A 19,888-nucleotide genomic window follows, 5' to 3' on the forward strand; every position below is an offset into this window, starting at 1 on the left:
CCGTCGTCCCGAAGCAATAAATTACACAGCCCAAAAATACCGAATCTCACTCAACCCGATATCATCAATTCCTTGGCCTATTTATAATGCGCTGACCAGCGCGTGGAGCGGGTGAAGGGAATCGAACCCTCGTATTCAGCTTGGAAGGCTGCTGCTCTACCATTGAGCTACACCCGCCTCGTTCGCGTCGATCGATGCCAGCTCCGTGACATCTTATATATATCAGCATGCAGATGGTGGAGGGAGTTGGATTTGAACCAACGTAGGCATAGCCAACGGATTTACAGTCCGTCCCTTTTAACCACTCAGGCACCCCTCCGCACATGCATCAGGCCTCCAGCTTACGCCGAAGGTGTCCGGCACTATCGAAAATTCCCGAACAAAGTCAACCGAAAAAGAGTAAATCTTACCGATTTATTCAAATTTTTTCAGTCCATTCGAAAATGCTGACTTGTTGCAAGATACGAAGCACCATATAAGCATCGCCATGACGAGAAGCAAGTCGACAAATACACGAAGCAGGAAACCGCACAGAGAAGCGGGGATTTCTGCGCGGAACAGGCCTCGGTCACACCATGGCGGCAAGCCGGGCGCGGCCCAGGACAGCTGGTTATATGGCGATCATGCTGTTATGGCCGCGCTGGCTAACCCGTCGCGAAGATTCCGTCGCCTCGTCATTACGAAATCCAAATTTGACAGCCTGGATGTGGAGGTCCAGGGAACAATTGAAGAAAAGGTCCCACCGGAACTCATGGAGAAAGAGGGTATTGCCAAACTTCTCCCTGAGCATGCCATCCACCAGGGCATTGCCCTCCTGCCCCTGCCCCTCCCCGATTTCAGAATTGAGGATCTTCCAGGCAAGGATGACCAAGGTTTCAAGGTGGTTGCCGTTCTCGATCAGGTGACCGATCCGCAAAATGTCGGCGCCATATTGCGCTCGGCTGCAGCTTTTAATGTTGGCGCCGTCATTCTTCCCGACCGGCATTCCCCGCCGATTACAGGCGTTCTGGCGAAAGCCGCGTCCGGCGCCGTTGAGTGCGTCCCGGTTATCCGCGTTGGAAACCTGTCCCGTGCACTCGAGCAGCTGGCCGAACTAGGCTATTGGCGAATCGGCCTCGACGGTCATGCGGACCAGGAACTGGAGCAGGCCGCATCCGATTTACAAAAAATTGCCATCGTTCTGGGTGCGGAAGGGAAAGGCCTTCGTCAACTGACCGCCCGAAAGTGTGATTTAATCGCCAAGCTCCCTATCAGTTCGGAAGTTGAAAGCCTTAACGTCTCCAATGCCGCGGCCATCACTTTTTACGAATTGGCGCGCGCCGCTCGCACCCGCGAGAACACTGCTCTGGCGGGCCAAAAATAGCCATATAAAAAAAACTCAACTTTTTGCTTGTAGAAGCCGCATAAGCTGACTATTTTGCGCCCCGCACAATGCCGCTATAGCTCAGCTGGTAGAGCAGTTGATTTGTAATCATCAGGTCCCGGGTTCGACTCCTGGTGGCGGCACCACATAAGCCCTTGGAAGCCCCGGTTTCCGAGGGCTTATCTGTTTCCAGGCCCCTTATCAGCTCTAGCAGAAAGAACGCTTTAACACCGCTTTTCACCCCACAGAAGCGCGGGCGCTCTCCTCTGAAAGCATCCACTCGACTATTTTTAACTCCTGAACACGCCCTTAAGCGACAACAGCTTCCGGCACAAAAGCTGAGGTGGCATCGAACCTTTGACCGGCACGCAAGCAAAATGCCGGCCTGATCAGTTTTTCCGCCGTCACATTCTCACCGCTGTTATCGGACAGCTTGAAACGCCCCGTTTCAATTTTAAGAACAGAAATATCCGCCTCACGCCCCACCGCAATGCTGCCAAGCTCATCTTCCATTCGCAACAGTTTTGCAGGGTTACAGGTAACCATTTCAATGACTTGCTCCAACGGCACCCCAAGATGCAGCAGCTCCGACATTGCAATGGTCAGGTTAAAGGGAGCAACGCCAGAAAACGGATTCGCTGCGCGCTCAGACTTATCCGTGGCGTCAGGAATAGTAACATTATATCCATGCATATCCGCCCCGAGGGTGAAAGGCATAATTCCCGCATCCAGAATTCGCCGGGCAACATCAAAACTGAAATGAGATCCATGCCCGACATCCACGAGAATCTGTTTCTGTTTCACGGCTTCCAGTAATATCGGATGAATTTCTCCTTGATCGGAGACAAAGCCGCCAGGATGGCGAGTGAAAGGATGCGCCAGTACATCCCCCTCTTTCATGATCGGCAACAACTCGCGCATGAGCTCGTCCGATGACGGAATCGGTGCACTATTGCTTGTCGGCCACAATTGACCGAGATGAATATAGAGTGGAAGGTCTGTCGCCGTCGCAATCTCCTGCCCGATCTTGATGACTTCCATCCCCCAGCGGGACTGACCGCCAATTTCCGCATGGGCCTTTATACCCTTGACCAGATCCAGGTTATCCTTTGCAACAGCGATCGTATGCTCTGCGTTCACGCCGTTCGGCCCGTAAAGCTCAGGATATAAATGTCCCTCCAGACCACCAACGAGATAGGCCGAAATAAAGGCAAGGACACGGCTGGCTGATGGTCTCGCAATAAAATTTCGAAATCCACCGATCGTCATGCAGCTCGGGCCGCCCTGATCAACCAGGGTTGTCACGCCGGAATAAACTCCCACAAGATCAGGTGATAACCCGAATTTACCGGTTACATGTTCATACACATGCGCGTGAGTATCGATCATTCCGGGAATGACATGATGACCCGCTACATTTATCCGCTCAACCGCCTCTACTGATTTAAGGCTGTCACTTACTGCGACGATGACTCCATCCTGAACACCGATATCAAAGCTTCCATTCAACCCTGTTGCAGGGTCGATCAATGTCCCGTTTTCCAACACAACATCAAGAGGTTTCAAATTGCTCATCGGTGGCTTCCTTCTACTTTATGACAACGCGTTTAAATGAATATATCCCGCAGCGCACAATGGGAAAAGGAAAAAAGTTGTAATAGCTAAAATTATATCTACAATTATTTATCGAAATCCATTATTGTGCTCTTGTGCAGTGCAATATTTAATGACCTGAAAGAGCAGTATGGCGCCCTTCAAACAAGATTCACGGCGCCAATACCAATCATCCAGGGTGATGTTTTTTTAGGGCGCAATGGAAAGGTTGATATGAGTAACGATCCAGACGTCAAGGAACGCGAGACCGGCATCGGCGCGCGGCTTATACGAAAAGAAGATGATCGCTATTTAAACGGCAAGGGTCGCTACATTGCCGACATGCGCATGACCGGCATGCTGGAGCTGGCGTTTTTAAGAAGCCCACTTGCGCATGCCAAGATTATTTCCCAGACGAAGCCGGAGCAGTCGGATAACAGGGTGTTCTTGGGCCGGGACCTGGAAGGGGTTTCCGGCATTCGCGCAGTATCCGGGCTGCCGGGCTTTCGCCCTTCAACCCAGCCCATACTGGCAGATGAGAAAGTTCGCCATGTAGGCGAGCCAATTGCAGCCTGTCTTGCCGATAGCAGAGCAAAAGCCGAAGACCTGGCAGAAAAAATCGATGTTGTCTTTGATGAATTGCCGGCGGTCCATGACATGACCAAAGCTCGTGACAAGGAGAGCCCCTTGCTGCATGAGGATTGGGAGGAAAATTCCTTCCTTGAAAGCAACGCCGATATCAATTTTGAGGCGGCTATCGCAGAGGCTGACGTTATTATCAAGCGCAGCTTCAAGACAGCACGGCAATGTATGGCGCCCATTGAAGGGCGCGGCCTTATCGCGGTCTGGGACAGGAACCTGGAACTCCTTACTCTCTACTCCGCAACGCAAATGCCCCATATTGTGCGCACTGGCCTTGCGGATTGCCTGAATATGGATCATGGGCAAATTCGGGTAGTAGCGCCAGATGTGGGGGGCGGATTCGGTTATAAAGGCATCCTGCTCGCCGAAGAAGTTTGTGCCTGCTTCCTTGCAATGAAGCTGGATCGTCCCATCAGGTGGATTGAGGATCGGCGTGAACATTTGATCGCGGGAGCCAATTGTCGGGAACATAGCTATGAAATTACAGGCTATGCAAAAGCGGATGGTGAATTGCTGGCTGTAGACTGTACGGCCATCGTCGATTCCGGCGCCTATTCCAGCTATCCTTTCTCTGCCTGCCTTGAGGCAGCGCAGGTCGCCAGCATATTACCGGGCCCCTATGTTATGAAGGGTTTTCGTTGCAAGACCTGGTCAGTCGCGACCAACAAACCGCCTATCCTACCCTTTAGGGGCGTCGCCCGGACCGGGGTGTGTTTTGCATTGGAGGTTTTGCTGGACGGTATCGCAAGAGAGTTAAAGATTACGCCCGAAGCCATTCGAGCCCGCAATCTCGTGCAGCCGGAACAGATGCCCTTTACCAACATCACGAACAAATTCTTTGATAGCGGTGATTATCCCGAAGCTCTGAAACGCGCCGTTGCCGCAATCGACATGGAGGGTATTCGTGCAGAGCAAAAAAGCCAGACAGGCCGCACTCGCATCGGCGTCGGCCTATCAATATTTTGCGAACAAGGAGCGCATGGAACCTCGGTCTATCACGGTTGGGGAATTCCGATGGTTCCGGGGTTTGAGCAGGCTACTGCCCGCCTGACGCCTGACGGGGGCCTTGAATTACGGGTGGGTGTTCACAGTCACGGTCAAAGCCTGGAAACAACACTGGCCCAGATTGCCAATAGTGAAATCGGAATTGATCCGGAAAAAATCAAACTCGTCCATGGGGATACGGCTTCTACGCCCTACTCCACTGGCACTTGGGGCTCACGATGTATCGTTATGGCAGGAGGCGCCGTAGGTTCCGCCTGTGAACTTCTAGGGGAGCGTGTCCGAAAGATCGCGGGCCACTTAATGCAAGCTGATCCGGCAGACATCAAACTCGAAGGTGGTATGGCATCTGCCGGTAGCAGCACCATCAGTATTGAGGAGGTAGCCCGAACCTGGTACCTCAAACCCCAGTTGCTACCCGATGATGTCGACCCCAGAGGCCTGGATGTCGTCGCAGGTTATAAAACCACCAAGGATACGGGCACCTTTTCCTATGCCTGCCATGCGGTGAAGGTAGAGGTGGATATGGATCTGGGCCATGTACGCCTGCTCGACTATGTTATTATCGAGGATGCCGGCACGATGATCAATCCGATGGTTGTGGATGGTCAGGTCTATGGCGGCGCTGCACAGGGAATCGGTACGGCCCTGTTCGAGGAGATGTGCTTTGATGCCTCCGGCCAGCCGCTGGCCTCAACCCTTGCGGATTATCATTTGCCGCTCGCCTCCGATCTGCCGAACATCCGGATTGAGCATATGGAAACCCCTTCCCCTCTGAGCAGGTTTGGTCAGAAAGGTATTGGAGAAAGCGGGGCAATTGGTCCGCCGGCGGCAATTGCAAATGCCGTTAATGATGCCCTTTCCTTCATCGGAGCGGAAGTAGCGGAGGTTCCCATGACGCCGGAGCGGGTGTTGTCAGCAATCGCTCAGGCAGAATTCTCCAAAACAACTGAAGGAGACGTAGCATGAAGCCAGCACTGTTTGACTTTGCGGTTGCACAATCCCTTTCCGACGCCCAGAGCGCCCTTCTTGGGGGACAGAACAAGCTGGTATCCGGAAACCAATCCCTGGGGCCGATGTTGAACTTGCGATTGACCCGACCAGCCGGACTGATTGATATCTCCCGATTGCCGGAATTGCGCAACATAGAGGAATTTGAGGACCGCGTTCGATTTGGTGCCGCTATCACCCATGCGGAGATTGAGGATGGGGAGTTTCCGGACCCGACCGGCCATTGGATGCGCGATGCGGCGGCTAATATCGCTTATCGTGCCGTTCGTAACCGTGGCACAATTGGCGGAAGTCTTGCCCATGCCGATCCGGCGGCGGACTGGGTTATTGTCATGACCGGGCTTTGTGCGACGGCCATTATACTCGGGCCAGAGGACAATACGCCCCCTCGCTCCCTTCCCATGGAAGACTTCTTTACGGGCCCCTATAGTACCGACCTTGGTCCGGACGATATTTTGGCGGCAGTAGACGTACCCATCCCGGGCCAAGGCGCGCGTTGGGCCTATTGGAAATATACCCGGCAAGTCGGGGAGTTCGCCAAGGCAAGCGCGACAATCCTGATTGATCCCGCACATAACCGTACCCGAATTGCAATCGGAGCGCTGGGTCGACAACCTGCACTGCTCTCAAACCCCGAGGCTGTTCTTGATGGAAAGCAATCCCCGATAGAGGCCTTATCTGAGGCGATCCCGGACCAGCCCGCAAACGCGCTTAACCTTCATGCCGTTGCCCTTTCCAGAGCCCTCGAGCAGATAAAAGAGTCCAAGGAGTTTTCAGCATGACCAATATGACTGTCGATCTTGTCGTCAATGGTACACCAGTTTCCGAAACGACAGAGCCCCGCACCCATCTTGCTGATTTCCTGCGCGAAGAGTTACACTTGACGGGCACACATTTGGGTTGTGAGCAAGGCGTCTGCGGCGCATGCACTGTTTTTGTCGATGGCCGGCCGACACGATCCTGCATCACACTGGCTGCCACCTGCGAGGGGGCGGAAGTTCGGAGTGTTGAGGGATTTGATGATGACGCCTTGATGGCCGCGTTGCGCGATGCCTTCAAGCGACACCATGGCCTTCAATGCGGATATTGCACGCCCGGCATGTTGGTGACGGGCTATGATATCGTCCGGCGTCTTCCAAATGCCGATGCGACGCGCGTCCGTAAAGAGCTCTCGGGCAATTTATGTCGTTGCACCGGATATGCCGGCATTGTCGCTGCGATAATGGATGTTCTTGAGAATAATCCGCCGCTGGCAACTGTCCAACCGCAGACAAGAACTGTGCAGAAATCGGAAAAAAGCGCTGTTGAGTCAATCGGGGCGACCGCAAGCATCTTGTCTCCTGTTGCAGCAGAAAAAATTACCCCTGCCAGCATACCAACAAAGTCATCACTTGCTGAGGCGCCTACTCTCTCGCGGACCCGTCGATTTGATCTGGCCGCAACGGATATCTGGAACGTAGTGTCCGATCCTGAAAAGATTGCATCCTGCATGCCGGGCGGCCAGCTCGACAGCATCACTGACGATAATCTGTTGCAGGGAAAATGCGCGGTTTCTATGGGGCCTATCAAGGCCGCGTTTGCCGGAACCGCGAAAATGGACCTAAACGAGGCCGAGAAATCCGGTCATGTGATTGGCCGTGGCAAGGATGGCCTGAGCCGGTCTCAGTTGGACGGCATGCTTGATTTCAAAGTAATCAGCTTACCCGAAGGCGGTGCAGAACTTACCCTTGATATGGTTTACAAATTGACGGGCCCGTTATCACAGTTTAGCCGCCCCACTCTGGTCGCGGAGATAGCGGACCGTATCCTTGATCAGGTCGCGGCCTCAATCGACGCGCTTGCCCGGGGCCAGGAACCGGACCTTACCACGCAAAGCAACCTGAACGGCCTGTCTCTGATGGCTTCCGTGTTTATGGGATGGATTAAAAGGGTCTTGAGGTTTCGCTAACTTTGTTTCACTCTAAAAAGAAAAATGACAATGATAACAACTCAATGGCTGATTTCATGAATGAAGACAACACACAGACCGCTTCCTCTGATCCGTGGCGAAATGGATCCCTGACGTCGCGCCCTGGAGTTCTGATAAGACGGTTACATCAAATTCATACAGCTCTATTCGCACTCGAATGCGGTGACCAGAACATCACACCGGTAATGTATTCAGTGCTATCTGCGCTGCAGCAACACGGCGCCGTGGACCAAACGACCCTTGCCAAAGCAGTGGCAATCGACAAAACCAACATGACTGACATTCTCGACCGGCTGAAAAAGCGCGGCCTGATCAAGCGGCGCGTTTCCAGCAGCGACAGGCGCGTCCGTCTCACCTCCCTTACAGAAGAAGGACAAAATATTCTCAGCACGCTGGATGAACGGGCACAACGCGCGCATAACCGCACAGTCGAAAGCCTCGCGCCTGAAGATCGCCCTCGCCTCATCGAGATGATGACACAGATTATTAACGCGAATACCCCGAACAGTGACGAGCAAATTCCAATTACGACTTCCGGTGACAAAATCGCCGCAAGTATCTCCCGCTCTTCTTCAGCCACACAGAAATCCTACAAGAAACTGATTGCGGTTGAGCCTGCCCTGACACGCATTGCAAAGCTTGAAGACCTGATCACGAACCTGCCAGATCGCACCCTGTTGCATGCAGGCCCACCCTTTTCTGATCTGGCTGCACTGCCCAGGCCGATGCGTAATTCGCTGATTGCGGCTGCCCGGCTTGAAGGCTGGGCCACATCTGAGGAAGAGGCCCTTTCCCAGTTACAAAGCGGCAAACTTCACCTTCGTCCAGCGCAGGATTTTGGTGTGGTGACGCCCTTGGCCTTTATCGTCGGGCCCAGCGCCTACTGCCTGGAAGTTGAAGATTTGGCGGCACCTGGCCATCGCCGACTTTCACCCTTGAATGACGGCCCCCTTCCCTACGCACTGCGGTTGGGAAATGGGCATCCTGATGGATTGGCACTGTTACACCGGATGTCGGAGCATATTGGTTCGGTGCTTGCAAAAATGCTGACCACGCCAATTCCGTTGCTGCCAATACTGGACCACGGTTTAAGAAATGGCGACGACCTGCATGGGCAGGTCGCAGCCGCACAGGAACAAGTACGACGCCTGTTTCCGGATCCAGATGATTCTGAAACAGCAGACTATCTTGCATCGGCCGGCCAGTTTTCCCTGAACATCATCATGGCTACAGCTGCCCTCATGATCGGTGCCGGGGCAGATGTTAGTGAGAGCAACATGGTGATTGCGTGCGGCGGAAATGGACAGGAAATCGGCTACAAGCTGGCGTCGGATCCAAGTTCATGGATTACACTTCCAGCCTTGCCACCAGTAGGGATAAAATTTGAAGGTCAGGAAATGGCGGATGCGCTGCCTGCAATTGGGGACAGTGCCGTGATTGATGCGCTCGGCTTTGGCGCTGCCTGTTTGCGGACCGCGCCCAGCTTGGGAGAGGGTTATCGTGGGCATATTCATCCCGATTTCTTCAGCCCTGCCGCGCACGCACCCTTCATTGGGCCACACCCTGCATTGTCAGATAGTAGTATAATGTTGGGGCTAGATCTGACGCGGCCCCGGTCATGCCTTGGCATTAACCTTGGTATGGTGGAACGAACGGGAACGACAGGCCTGATCGGTCGCGGCGTGTCCTCTTGGCCAGAGGGATAGATAATTGTCAATCCTGCCCAGGCTTGAACACCAGAGGATTAGGCAGCGATACGACCCCCGCTTCCACGCGGACATGATACTGACGCAAAGCTGGCAGCTGCCAGCCGGGCCCGCAAACGCCGTCATGAATATCAAAACATGCTTTATGACGGGGGCAATGTATGAAGCCCTCTGAGATGGTTCCCAAGGATAATCTGGCGAATTGATGCGGACACAAACCCTGGTATGCCTTGACGTCGCCCCCAACCTTCAGCAGGATTACAGCTGTATTCCCGACGAATATCTCCAGTGGCCGATCGGCTGCAATGTCGGTAAGAGAGGCGACAACTTCCCATTCAAGCATTTCATTTTTCATATTTTTGCAAGATCCAACAAAGAGTTTCACATATGAGCCAACAGCCGCCAGCATCTAGTGACTATATCATGCCCACAACCAGTTTCTGGCAGGAATTGATTCCCGCCGGAGACCCCAAAATGCTGCAGAACCCGCCCTACCAATATGGCTATCCGGCCATTCTGCCAGACGGAAGAGCCTTATTGTTACCGTTGCGCAAACTTCCCAATGATACGCGTGCTGTTGCTTCCCTCATTGCAAATCAGGCCAGCTTTCCAGTGATTACCTCCCTTGCGACATCGATGGTAGAAATCGCGAAGGCCTTCAATCCGGATTATATTGTTGGATTACCAACATTGGGACTGGCCTTTGCTCCGATGATCGCAGAAGGACTTGGACACCAGAATTTTATTCCCTTGGGCTACTCCCGAAAATTCTGGTACTCCGAGGATCTATCCGAACCTGTTAATTCAATTACAAGTCCGGACCGAAGCAAGAAAATATTTCTTGACCCTAACATGTTGCCACGCCTTGAAAAGAAGCGCGTCCTCGTCGTTGATGATGCGATCTCCAGCGGATCAACCATCCTGTCTGTCTTGAAACTCCTAAGCCGTATCGACTGTGAAGTCGTTGGCATACTCGTTGCCATGCGCCAGGGCGTTTTATGGAAAAGCAAGCTGGAAAAGGAAATGCCCGGCATGTCTGCATTGGTCAAGAGTGTCATTGCTGCGCCGCTGTTTGAGCGTGCGGTGGAGGGATGGGTGCCAATTGCCGAAACAATTGACACCGGTGTTTCCTAAATTCCCATATAGGCTTCCTTGATCTTCGGATTGTCACCGAGCGCTTCAGTCGTGTCCGAGACTGTGACGCGACCTGTTTCAATAACAAAGCCGTGCCGCGCAATCTCGAATGCTGTCATAACATCCTGCTCAACCAGTAGAATCGTGAGACCGGCCTTATTGATCTCCAGCAACGTTTCGCTTAACCGGTCGACTAGGCGCGGAGCCAACCCGAGAGATAATTCGTCGATCATCAACAGGCGAGGCCTGGACATGATACCGCGTCCGATGGCACACATCTGTTGTTCGCCGCCGGACATTGTCGTCGCGTCCTGCGTCGCCCGTTCTTTCAATCTTGGAAAGATCTCATAGACGAACTCCAGATCTTCCTTGATTGCCTCGCGATCATTGCGCAAGTAGGATCCCAGCATCAGGTTATCCTGAACGGATAACCCTTTGAAGAGGCGGCGGCCTTCTGGAACATGGGCGATGCCGGCCTTCAAAACCCCATCGGGAAGCGTCCCGACCAGTTCCTGCCCGTCCAGCTTAATACTCCCGGCGGTCGGCTTTACAATTCCGGAAATCGTATTGAGCAAAGTTGTCTTCCCGGCACCGTTGGAACCGACTATACAGGCAATTTCTCCCTCCTTAACCGAGATAGAGATATCCCACAGAACACGCACATCACCGTAACCGGCTTGGACGCCACTAATTTCGAGAAAGGACTCAGACATGATGAGACTCCGCTTTAACGCGCGCTGCAAACTTAGAGCCTAAATAGGCTTCTACCACTTGAGGATCTTCAATGACGGTGCGCGGATCGCCCTGTGCGATCAGCTCCCCATGATGCAACACCAATATTCTTTGAGAAATTGACAGCACCACCTTCATCAAATGCTCAATGATCAAGATTGTCACCCCTCTCGCCGCAATCTTGCGGATCAAATCAAGGGCACCATCAATTTCGGAGGCATTAAGACCCGCATTCACCTCATCTAGAAGCAAAAACTTAGGGCGCATTGCCAAGCTCTTGGCCAGCTCAAGACGCTTCCGGTTGGGGAGCGCCAGTGCGGAGGCTGGGGTATCTGCAACCGCATCCAGACCAACGAACTTCAATTCTTGATGAGCCGACTCCAAAGCGTCCTGAACAGAACCGGTACCCCCGCCAAACAGGGCCCCCGCGGCAACATTTTCCAGAACGGTCATGTTCGGGAAAGGCTGGACAATCTGAAATGTTCGCGCCAACCCGCGTCTTGCCGCCTGAAATGCTTGCTGCTTGCTCACATCCTCTCCGGCAAAGATCACCTTTCCTGAAGTTAGAGGATGCACGCCGGTTATCAGGTTGACCAGTGTTGTCTTTCCGGCCCCATTCGGCCCGATCAAACCGATGATCTCACCTTCTTCCAGGCTAAAGGAAACATCATTGACCGCATGGTTACCGCCAAAACTTTTACTGACATTTTCCAATCTGAGAATTTCAGTCATGAGCTTTTCTCCGCTTCCTTAGGGGCTTCACGTAGCTTTTGCATCAGCATCCCAAAGAGAGTGCGATACTGGATTTTCAGCAATCCATTCGGCAGGAAGAAAATCAGGAATACGATAATCCCCCCCAGAATGGCACGGTTCCACTCAAGAAAGTTAGCCCAGAACACCTCTTCCAGCATGACGAACACACCCGCGCCCAAGACCGGGCCAAGCAATGTTCCGGCACCACCCAGAAGAACCATAACCGGCACCTTCAATGTCAGCAGGATGGAGAAGCTGTCCGTTGGATCGATATAGCCAACCCAGGACGCATAAACCGCACCAATAGCACCGCAGAAAACGGCCGACAAAGTATAGGCAACAACCTTGAAAGATGTCGTATTGACGCCCACCATGTCGGCTGCCTCTTCATTTTGGCTGATGCATTTAAGGCCGAAACCAAGCCGGGAGCGGTCCACATAGATGGAGGTCAGGAAGGCAACAATCAGGATGGCAAGCATCACATAGAGGACCAGTGCCGAAACCTCTTGCGGGCTGCCCTGCAAAAGCGGAACGTTCAAGCCGTCCCCGCCACCTGTAAGGCTTCCCCATGACGATGTAATCAGGCGCGTTAAGTCGACAATCGCGATGGACCCGATCGCAAAGTAATGCCCCTTCAAGCGAAGGATAATGGCCCCGAGCATCGCCGCAAAAACCGCAACGAACAGTGTCGCCAACAACCAGGCCATAACAAGGGGAATACCATTACGCTGTGCAATCGCCCCTGCATAACAACCCAGACCGAAGAATGCCGCCGTCGAGAAGGAGGGATAACCTGTAAAACCGCCGATAAAATTCCACGAAACGGCCATCCCCGAAAACATGGCGATCGAGATTGCAATCCGGATTGTATAGTTATCTGCAAGTAATGGAGTGGCCGCAATCATGGCGACCCAAAGCGCAAAAACGCCAAAATAAAGGAACTGTTTCATTACTCGTATCCCTTAACACCGACAAGACCTGTTGGCCGGACAATCAATAAAAACAACATGAGGACAAAACCAACCGTCGTCGCGTTTTGCGGGCCAATCGTGTAGCCTGCAAAGCTTTCAATTAGTCCAAGTGCAATTCCCCCGATCAGAGCGCCCGGGACACTTCCCAAGCCACCAATCACGCAAATAATAAACGCCTTGCCTAGAAAGGTTCCTGTCAGGTTGGTCGTAATCGGAAAAACCATGGAGAAGATGACCCCTGCGGCACCCGCCATGAAGGCCCCGATCCCAAATGTAATTGCATAGACATTGTTCACGCGAATGCCCATCAATGTGGCGGCCTGCCGATCCATGCGGACAGCAACAATGGCGCGGCCAATCTTTGATGCCCTCATCACGACGAAAAGCAATGCCGTGAGGAAAAGCGCCAGCCCCATCCCCATTAGGCGGTCAACCGGCAGATACATATCGCCAAGGTTTACCGTGCCGAGGTCTAACGTCACACGTCGTGGCGTTGCGGTGAAGAAGACCGTCATCAGATTATAGAGGATCATGTCCAGACCAAAGGTCAGGGTCAGGGTCGTCAGCACCGGCGATGAAACGACTTTATTGATAAAGAAATATTGCAGTAGGTAGCCTAGGCCAAATAGCGCCGTTGCGATAATCGGCAGCAGAAAAACAGGGTTTACACCTGAATACTGCCACGCGAAGAACGCCAGATACCCACCTAGAATAATAAAGGACCCATGCAACATATTAATGATGTTCAGAACACCCCAGACCAGCGAAAAGCCAATTGCGATGCAGGCATAGAGCGATCCCAGTACAATGCCGTTTAGTAGTATTTGAATAATGTCCACTGTGATTGATTCCCAGAATTAGTCTCAGTTGGGCGTAATAAAATTCTGCATTTCGTTAAGTGTCGGGGGCGGCATCTAGTCACAGAACTGCCCCCGACCCTTCAGGTTTTACGTTAAGCCTACTTGATCATTTTCATTTCAGCATCGGCGATTGATGCCGGGTAAAGGACCTTGATTTCCTCCCCCTGAACCTGGATGATAGGCATTTCGCGGCCCTGGTTCATTCCGTTGTCACCGAAGTCAATCGGTCCGTAGAATGTCAGGATATCCGTTGCCGCCAGAGCGTCGCGAACCGCCTGTTTATCCTTGGAACCCGCGACCTGAACAGCGTTCACCAGAACATCTGCCGCCGCCGCACATGAGGCAGAGACATAATCAGGATCAGACTTATAGGCGGCCGTGAAATCCGCATAGAAATCTGCTGTTGTGCTCCAAGCCCCAACAGCATTGGTGTAGGCTGTGGAATGGTGCCACCAGGTTGAGCTGGTCACGCCATCTGCCAACTCACCCACGCCTTCGGTATACTCACGATAGGCTGGCCCTGTTACCATGGTGACGATCGGGGTATTTACGCCCATATCGGCCAACTGCTTGCGACCCAGGATAAGATCCTGTGTATATCCGGTCATGTAAACCCAATCCGGGTTTGCAGATTTAATCGCGGAGATGGCAGCCGAGTGATCCATCGTACCGACTGCGTAAAGTTCGTTATATACAACATCAAGACCGCCGCTTTCGGCCGAGTTTGCCAAGGCCGTTGCCATGGATTTCGGGAACACGTCATCCCGACCATAAACAGCTACCTTCTTGAGTTCAGGATTCTTCTCCTTGAAGAATTCGACCATGGATTCCGTCATGCCGGTATTTGGCGCAAGGGTCCCAAACAGGTATTTGAAGCCCTGATCATAGACCGACACGGAAGACGCCACACAGGCAAGCATCGGAACCTGGTAGCGCTCTGCAACAGCGGCGATAATCTTTGTATGGCCCGAGCCGAATGGTGCCATGATCACGTCAACTTCATCATCAGTAATCAGTTTTTCAGCCAACTGGCCCGCGCGCTTGCCATCTGTCTGGTAATCATATTCAACAAATTTGACCTGCATTTTCTTGCCCGCTACATCAATACCACCAGCGGCATTGATTTTTTCGAGCCAGAGTTTCCAGACATCCTGCTGCTTCTTGCCTTCATCGGCCAAACCGCCCGTCAAGGCCAGCGGTGCCCCGATCACCAACACATCATCATCCGCAGAGGCAAGCCCAACGCTTCCAGCCATTGCCATTCCCATTGTCACGGCAGTAACCGCTAATCGCTTTTTGAAAGTCATTTCCATAACCATCCCTTTCTTCCAATCCAATTTAATCCCCGGACGATCGTGCCCAAGGCAGCATCTCACAGGAAACCTAGCAAGAGATATGCCAAAGTCGTAACTATAACTATTGTAACTACAATTTCAAAAGCGGGAGATATTTGGCTGCGAAAATTGATTAAATATTCACCAATTATTCGGCGCCTGATCGAAAAACAGGCAAAGTCTTTGAAACGCCAGAGCCAGAGGCGTTTAAATAAAAAATGGACGGCCCTGTATATACAGAACCGTCCATTTTTCAAGAATTAAGGATCTATCCCGAAATGAAATATACAGGATGATTGCGAAAATCTGCCCGCCAGGACGACGGCACATTTACGCCAGTATTATCTCCTTTTGAAAATTCTTAAAGTTTTCCGCTCCTTGCGGCTTGCTGGACTTCCTTACTCTGGTATTGCGTCCACATATTCGTCAGGAAATTAAGCCCGAGTGGATCTAGATCATACCGTGGCAATGGATCCTCATCCCAGTAATTGAATTTATCCTTACCCCGCACCTGTAACGCAGTCCGACGGCCAAGCGTTGAATCTACATGAGCCCCCATATAGAAGAAGGCCAACCCGATCCGGCGATCATCCGAGAAGTTGCCAAGGCTGCCATGGGCGGTCTTTACATGATGTATGGAAAACTCGCCCGGCTCCAACTCAAGATACTCGGCGTTATCATCGTCTACGCCACGGATTGTCTGGCCCTTCGCAAGTAGATTCTTAGGGTCATAGGTTTCGTCATGCTCCATGTTGTCACCCAGATGCGACCCAGGAAGAACGCGCAAGCCGCCATTACCCTTGTTACTGGGCGTGAAGGCAAGCCAGGCCGTCACAGAATCATTCGGTGTTAAGCCATAGTAGGCTGAATCCTGATGCCAGGAGACAAACCTGTCACTATTTGCAGCTTTGGCAAACATGGACGAACCGAAAAGCTTGATATTTGGCCCCAAAAGCGATTCCACCGCATCCAGAATTATCGGGTTTCGGGCCAAATCCACCATCCAGGGGGAAACAACATGCGCCTTGATCTTCATCCGCTTGTTGCAGTCCTCCTGAAGGCTCTCTTCCATCGCCTCAAGTCGACGGCGGCAATCCAGAGCATGGGCTTCTGAAATAGCCCGCCCCTTCATGAAGTATCCATCGCGTTCGAAAGCCGCCACTTGCTCTGGCGTCAGGTATCCACTCATTTTATATTCCTCAATTTTGAGCTTCTAGTTCAAAAGCAGTTCTGATGTCGCCAGGTTGGCAGGAGATAAAATCACTGGCTTGCCATCCTGAATCTGGATAATAGGCAGGTTGCGATTATCGTTCAGGCCGTCTTCGCGAAACTTGATTGGGCCATAGAAAGTATCGATTTCAAGAGTCTGGAGCGCTTCGCGTACGGCATCACGGTCCAGCGTCCCCGCCTTTTCAATCGCTTTTTGCAGAGAGATCATGGCAGCAGCAGAAGAAGCGTGAACGTAGTCTGGGTCCTCACCAGAGGCTTTTTGAACCGCTTCTGTGAAAGCCTGCGTCGTTCCAAATACATCATCCCCGGAATAGCCAGCGGAATAGTGCCACCAGGTTGCACTGGTCACATTTTCAGCAAGCGGGCCAAGATTTTCGACAAACTCGCGATAGGCCGGGCCGGTAATCATTGTAATAACCGGTGCATTGAGCCCCTGCTCCGCCATTTGCTTGCGAACAAGAACAAGATCTTCCGTATAGCCGGTAACGTAAATCCAGTCCGGCGCAGCAGTACGCATTCCTACCGTGGCGGTCGCGTGATCAAGCGTTCCGACGGGATACAGCTCCTCATAAACGACCTCAAGCCCACGCGCGGTTGCGCCCTTTGACATCAATGTCGCCATGATTTTCGGGAATACGTCGTCACGACCATAGATGGCGATCTTTTTCATGTCAGGCTTCTTCGCCATAAACAAATCCAACATACCATCAATTAATCCGCCTGACGGCGCGAGCGTACCAAACAGGTTCTTGAAGCCCTGATTATGGACTGGCTCAGATGATGCTACGGCAATGATTGGAACACCATAACGCTCAGCCACCCCAGCGGTAATCTTCGAATGCCCCGAACCAAAGGGAGCAGTCAAAAAATCCACTTTATCGTCAATAATCAGCTTCTCCGCCAGCTGGCTCGCCCGCTTGCCGTCGGTCTGATAGTCATAGGTGATCAGCTCAACCGGCATCATCACACCGCCGACATTAATGCCTCCTTCGGCATTAACCCGCTCAAGCCACAGATCATAGGCAAGTTTTTGCTTCTTCCCTTCCGCAGCAAGACCGCCGGAAAGCGCCAAGGGCGCCCCTATTTTCACGACACCATCCGCCGCAGAAGCCTGTCCCGCGAAAGTAATAGCAGCTACACCCGCTGCAGCGGCAGCGACCTTGAGCCTATTTAGAAATCCCTTCTCCATTGCACACCATCCTTCCTATTCAAAATCTTCCATTGGCAACCTTGTAAGGGCTGACCACCTTTGAAGGAGAGCAAGAAGCATGCCAAAGTCGTATGTACAACTATAGTAAATACATTTTTATTAAGGAAGGTTTCTAAACCCGCAAAAATGCGCACTTTTTGACCATACTTTAGACTGAAATGCTTATATTATATGCAATCAACAAATTGCCAAATTCTTGCTCAAAACATCAAGAGAATGAACATATTTCGTTGATTACACGTTTTGGGTTATGGAAGAAGAACAACAGAAACCATGCGAACACTATCCGCTTCTGAAAGAGGCCTCCCTTGGTCAACCACTTGCCATTAAATTCATATCCACTGACCGCGACAGCCAGGGTATCAGAAGACATCTGCATACCTGGCACGGCTGGATTGCTTGCAGGGAATTGTTTTAGGTGGCTGGGCCCTTCGCATCATACTCAGCTACTAAAAAGTCAATGAAACTCCGCACGGATGACAGGAGGCCACGCCGCGTCGGAAATATCGCCTGAACTATGCCTGTAGTTGGTAGCCATGCCATCAAACCTTGCTCAATACAGACATTCCAGAGGGACATACACTGTCAGTGCTCGTTCTTTCCGGAACTATTGAGGTAAACGGCCAGGAAATTGCCCGCGAGGCTCAAATGGTCCTGCTCGGCCGCGATGGTGGCGGGGTAATCATTGAAGCGAACAATGACGCCAAGCTTCTTGTCCCAACAGGCCCGCCAATTGAGGGGCCGGTCATCGCACATGGCCCGTTTGTCATGAACACTGCCGAGGAGATCAATCAAGCAATGAGGGATTTCTAAAGCGGAAACTTCGGCACGTTACTCGCAGCAGAAACGGCATGAACTGAGACGGCTCTAACTTGCTGGTTGGAGCCGTCCTTTACTAATGTTTTCCCAAAGAGTGCTTTCTTTCATTCATTCAAAAAACCCTTCCGCTTCTCTGCTAGCCTTTATGCTCCGCTTTGCTATCCACGGGCACTTCATCCCGTTCATGCATTCCATAATCGCGTATTACACTGGCAATGCGTATTCTATAATCCTCGAAGATGGAGGCGCGCCCCATGGCCTGGGCGCGGCGGTGAAGCTCAGTATTGCGCCATTGTTTAACCGCCGCCTCGTCGCGGAAGAAGGATATTGATAGAATTTTTGCCTCGTCTGTCAGGCTTTGAAAACGCTCGACTGAGATAAATCCGTCAATTTCCTCAAGTATTGGGCGAAGGTCTGCGGCTATATCCAGATATTGCTGTTTACGCTCACGATATGGACGAACCTCAAATATAACTGCAATCATCGCTTATCTCCTATTTTTCTCAGTCAACTATACGGCCGTATCGACAGAATGTTCCTGTGAGACAGAGCCTTTGCTATAAAAACCCCCTTAACTCTTCGTTGCCATTACTGGATAGAAATTACAACAGTTTTAAAGCAATCTATAGTTATTAAAAAGCAATTGTTCCGCCATATCCGATAGTCTAGGAATAAAGGGTCTGGAGTGTGAATATTACTGCATTTTCTGGCTCCTGCTGATCCTTTGGCAACCTATCCAAAAATGCCCGCGGAATATGTTGTTTGATTTATCCCGGGCATACGATTAACTTCCGGCCTAAGTGATAGGAGAAAAAATCTTGCAGCAATCCGGCCAGAAGAAAACGAGAAATGCTGAGCTTACAAAGGCAAAAATACTCGAATGTGCAACGCATGAATTTTCCCGGCACGGCTTTGCCGGCGCCCGTGTCAGCGGCATCACCAAGCGGGCCGGCGTCAACATCAATCTGGTATATCATTATTTTTCCGGAAAAGAGGGCCTGTTCATTGCCGTGATGGAGCGAGCGTATAAAACCATACGCTCTCACCACAATGACACGGAGATACGCGGCCTCGACCCGATCGAAGCGATGGAGACGCTTGTACGCTCAACCTTCCAGCTGTTCCTGAAGAAACCGGAGATCATCGGGCTTCTGAACGCCGAAAATCTGTATAGCGCGTCCCACATCAGGAAATCAAAAGAGATTGAAACCCTCTATCACCCCCTGCTGGAGGCAATTGAGGAAATATTGGAGCGCGGCGCAAAGGAAGGAAAGTTCCGCTCCAACGTTGACCCGATCGACCTGTTCATCTCGATCAATGCCGAGGGATATATGTTCCTCTCCAACTGCCACACACTTGGCTTTGTCTTGCACGAAAACCTGATGGACCCGGAGCGGGTTCGCCAACGCGAAGAGCATATCGTCAAGGTCATTTTATATTTTCTACAATTTCAACCGCCCCAATAACCCCACCCTTATAAGGTGAAAAATAATCTTGACTCGAATTTCGTTATGCGATTAATTAATTAAACAATTAATTAATTAAGGGAGCAGGGCATC

18 protein-coding genes, 3 tRNA genes and 1 pseudogene are annotated in these 19,888 nt (G+C 51.8%); 9 read left to right on the forward strand and 13 right to left on the reverse strand.

What is annotated here, in order from left to right:
* Positions 1-103 precede the first annotated feature (103 nt).
* Together GQE98_RS11210 and GQE98_RS11215 are read right to left on the reverse strand one after the other, a co-directional pair.
* Positions 104-177: transfer RNA gene (locus GQE98_RS11210), tRNA-Gly, on the reverse strand.
* 57 nt (positions 178-234) lie between these two features.
* A tRNA-Tyr gene (locus tag GQE98_RS11215) sits at positions 235-319 on the reverse strand.
* Positions 320-487: 168 nt separating this feature from the next.
* Here GQE98_RS11215 and rlmB point away from each other — a divergent pair.
* The gene (gene rlmB / locus GQE98_RS11220) at positions 488-1,363 is read left to right on the forward strand and encodes a 23S rRNA (guanosine(2251)-2'-O)-methyltransferase RlmB (protein ID WP_161315725.1); all 876 of its coding nucleotides are present in this window, start codon (positions 488-490) and stop codon (positions 1,361-1,363) included.
* A 70-nt stretch (positions 1,364-1,433) separates the two neighbouring features.
* A tRNA-Thr gene (locus tag GQE98_RS11225) sits at positions 1,434-1,509 on the forward strand.
* A 163-nt stretch (positions 1,510-1,672) separates the two neighbouring features.
* Here GQE98_RS11225 and GQE98_RS11230 read toward each other — a convergent pair.
* The gene (locus tag GQE98_RS11230; RefSeq protein ID WP_161315726.1) at positions 1,673-2,938 is read right to left on the reverse strand and encodes an amidohydrolase/deacetylase family metallohydrolase; all 1,266 of its coding nucleotides are present in this window, start codon (positions 2,936-2,938) and stop codon (positions 1,673-1,675) included.
* A gap of 252 nt (positions 2,939-3,190) precedes the next feature.
* Between GQE98_RS11230 and GQE98_RS11235 the strand changes: the two genes are divergently transcribed.
* From GQE98_RS11235 to GQE98_RS11250, 4 genes are read left to right on the forward strand one after another with little or no spacing between them, the layout of a single operon-like run.
* On the forward strand, positions 3,191-5,569 hold the full coding sequence (locus GQE98_RS11235; protein ID WP_161315727.1) for a xanthine dehydrogenase family protein molybdopterin-binding subunit: 2,379 nt from the start codon (positions 3,191-3,193) through the stop codon (positions 5,567-5,569).
* Positions 5,566-6,393 (forward strand): FAD binding domain-containing protein, encoded by an 828-nt coding sequence (locus tag GQE98_RS11240; protein WP_161315728.1) that lies wholly within the window; start codon positions 5,566-5,568, stop codon positions 6,391-6,393. Before GQE98_RS11235 ends, GQE98_RS11240 begins: the two co-directional genes overlap by 4 nt.
* Positions 6,390-7,559 carry a 2Fe-2S iron-sulfur cluster-binding protein gene (locus GQE98_RS11245; RefSeq protein WP_161315729.1) on the forward strand — a complete coding sequence of 390 codons (1,170 nt, stop codon included), beginning with the start codon at positions 6,390-6,392 and terminating at the stop codon, positions 7,557-7,559. Before GQE98_RS11240 ends, GQE98_RS11245 begins: the two co-directional genes overlap by 4 nt.
* Positions 7,560-7,615: 56 nt before the next feature.
* Positions 7,616-9,286 (forward strand): oxamate carbamoyltransferase subunit AllG family protein, encoded by a 1,671-nt coding sequence (locus GQE98_RS11250; RefSeq protein WP_202526230.1) that lies wholly within the window; start codon positions 7,616-7,618, stop codon positions 9,284-9,286.
* A 7-nt stretch (positions 9,287-9,293) separates the two neighbouring features.
* Here GQE98_RS11250 and GQE98_RS11255 read toward each other — a convergent pair whose 3' ends face one another.
* A complete protein-coding gene (locus tag GQE98_RS11255) occupies positions 9,294-9,641 on the reverse strand; it encodes a Rieske (2Fe-2S) protein (RefSeq protein WP_161315731.1) in 348 nt (115 codons plus the stop codon).
* 32 nt (positions 9,642-9,673) lie between these two features.
* Here GQE98_RS11255 and GQE98_RS11260 point away from each other — a divergent pair, with 32 nt between their 5' ends.
* Entirely contained in the window at positions 9,674-10,420 is a 747-nt protein-coding gene (locus GQE98_RS11260; RefSeq protein ID WP_161315732.1) for a phosphoribosyltransferase, read from the forward strand.
* Here GQE98_RS11260 and GQE98_RS11265 read toward each other — a convergent pair.
* The 8 genes and pseudogenes from GQE98_RS11265 to GQE98_RS18560 form a co-directional block, all read right to left on the reverse strand.
* The gene (locus tag GQE98_RS11265; RefSeq protein ID WP_161315733.1) at positions 10,417-11,133 is read right to left on the reverse strand and encodes an ABC transporter ATP-binding protein; all 717 of its coding nucleotides are present in this window, start codon (positions 11,131-11,133) and stop codon (positions 10,417-10,419) included. The two genes, GQE98_RS11260 and GQE98_RS11265, sit on opposite strands and share 4 nt — an antisense overlap.
* Positions 11,126-11,884, reverse strand: coding sequence for an ABC transporter ATP-binding protein (locus GQE98_RS11270; RefSeq protein WP_161315734.1), 759 nt, complete (start codon positions 11,882-11,884; stop codon positions 11,126-11,128). The genes GQE98_RS11265 and GQE98_RS11270 overlap by 8 nt, the downstream gene beginning before the upstream one ends.
* Positions 11,881-12,855: a branched-chain amino acid ABC transporter permease gene (locus tag GQE98_RS11275; RefSeq protein ID WP_161315735.1), complete on the reverse strand. Its 975-nt coding sequence runs from the start codon at positions 12,853-12,855 to the stop codon at positions 11,881-11,883. Before GQE98_RS11275 ends, GQE98_RS11270 begins: the two co-directional genes overlap by 4 nt.
* A complete protein-coding gene (locus tag GQE98_RS11280; RefSeq protein WP_161315736.1) occupies positions 12,855-13,715 on the reverse strand; it encodes an ABC transporter permease subunit in 861 nt (286 codons plus the stop codon). Before GQE98_RS11280 ends, GQE98_RS11275 begins: the two co-directional genes overlap by 1 nt.
* A 119-nt stretch (positions 13,716-13,834) precedes the next feature.
* On the reverse strand, positions 13,835-15,043 hold the full coding sequence (locus GQE98_RS11285; RefSeq protein ID WP_202526231.1) for an amino acid ABC transporter substrate-binding protein: 1,209 nt from the start codon (positions 15,041-15,043) through the stop codon (positions 13,835-13,837).
* 388 nt (positions 15,044-15,431) lie between these two features.
* Entirely contained in the window at positions 15,432-16,259 is an 828-nt protein-coding gene (locus GQE98_RS11290; protein ID WP_161315737.1) for a phytanoyl-CoA dioxygenase family protein, read from the reverse strand.
* Between the two features lie 24 nt (positions 16,260-16,283).
* Positions 16,284-17,489 (reverse strand): amino acid ABC transporter substrate-binding protein, encoded by a 1,206-nt coding sequence (locus GQE98_RS11295; protein WP_161315738.1) that lies wholly within the window; start codon positions 17,487-17,489, stop codon positions 16,284-16,286.
* 435 nt (positions 17,490-17,924) lie between these two features.
* A pseudogene (locus tag GQE98_RS18560) lies at positions 17,925-18,056 on the reverse strand (LysR family transcriptional regulator); the annotation flags it as partial.
* Positions 18,057-18,059: 3 nt separating this feature from the next.
* Here GQE98_RS18560 and GQE98_RS11300 point away from each other — a divergent pair.
* On the forward strand, positions 18,060-18,323 hold the full coding sequence (locus GQE98_RS11300; protein ID WP_161315739.1) for a pirin-like C-terminal cupin domain-containing protein: 264 nt from the start codon (positions 18,060-18,062) through the stop codon (positions 18,321-18,323).
* Between the two features lie 142 nt (positions 18,324-18,465).
* Here GQE98_RS11300 and GQE98_RS11305 read toward each other — a convergent pair whose 3' ends face one another.
* Positions 18,466-18,813, reverse strand: a complete 348-nt coding sequence (locus GQE98_RS11305; protein ID WP_161315740.1) for an antibiotic biosynthesis monooxygenase family protein — start codon at positions 18,811-18,813, stop codon at positions 18,466-18,468.
* A gap of 334 nt (positions 18,814-19,147) precedes the next feature.
* On the opposite strand from GQE98_RS11305, the gene GQE98_RS11310 reads away from it, so the two are divergent.
* On the forward strand, positions 19,148-19,795 hold the full coding sequence (locus GQE98_RS11310; RefSeq protein WP_161315741.1) for a TetR/AcrR family transcriptional regulator: 648 nt from the start codon (positions 19,148-19,150) through the stop codon (positions 19,793-19,795).
* Positions 19,796-19,888 lie beyond the last annotated feature (93 nt).

The sequence above is a fragment of the Sneathiella litorea genome, from assembly GCF_009882915.1.
GTDB lineage: Bacteria > Pseudomonadota > Alphaproteobacteria > Sneathiellales > Sneathiellaceae > Sneathiella > Sneathiella litorea.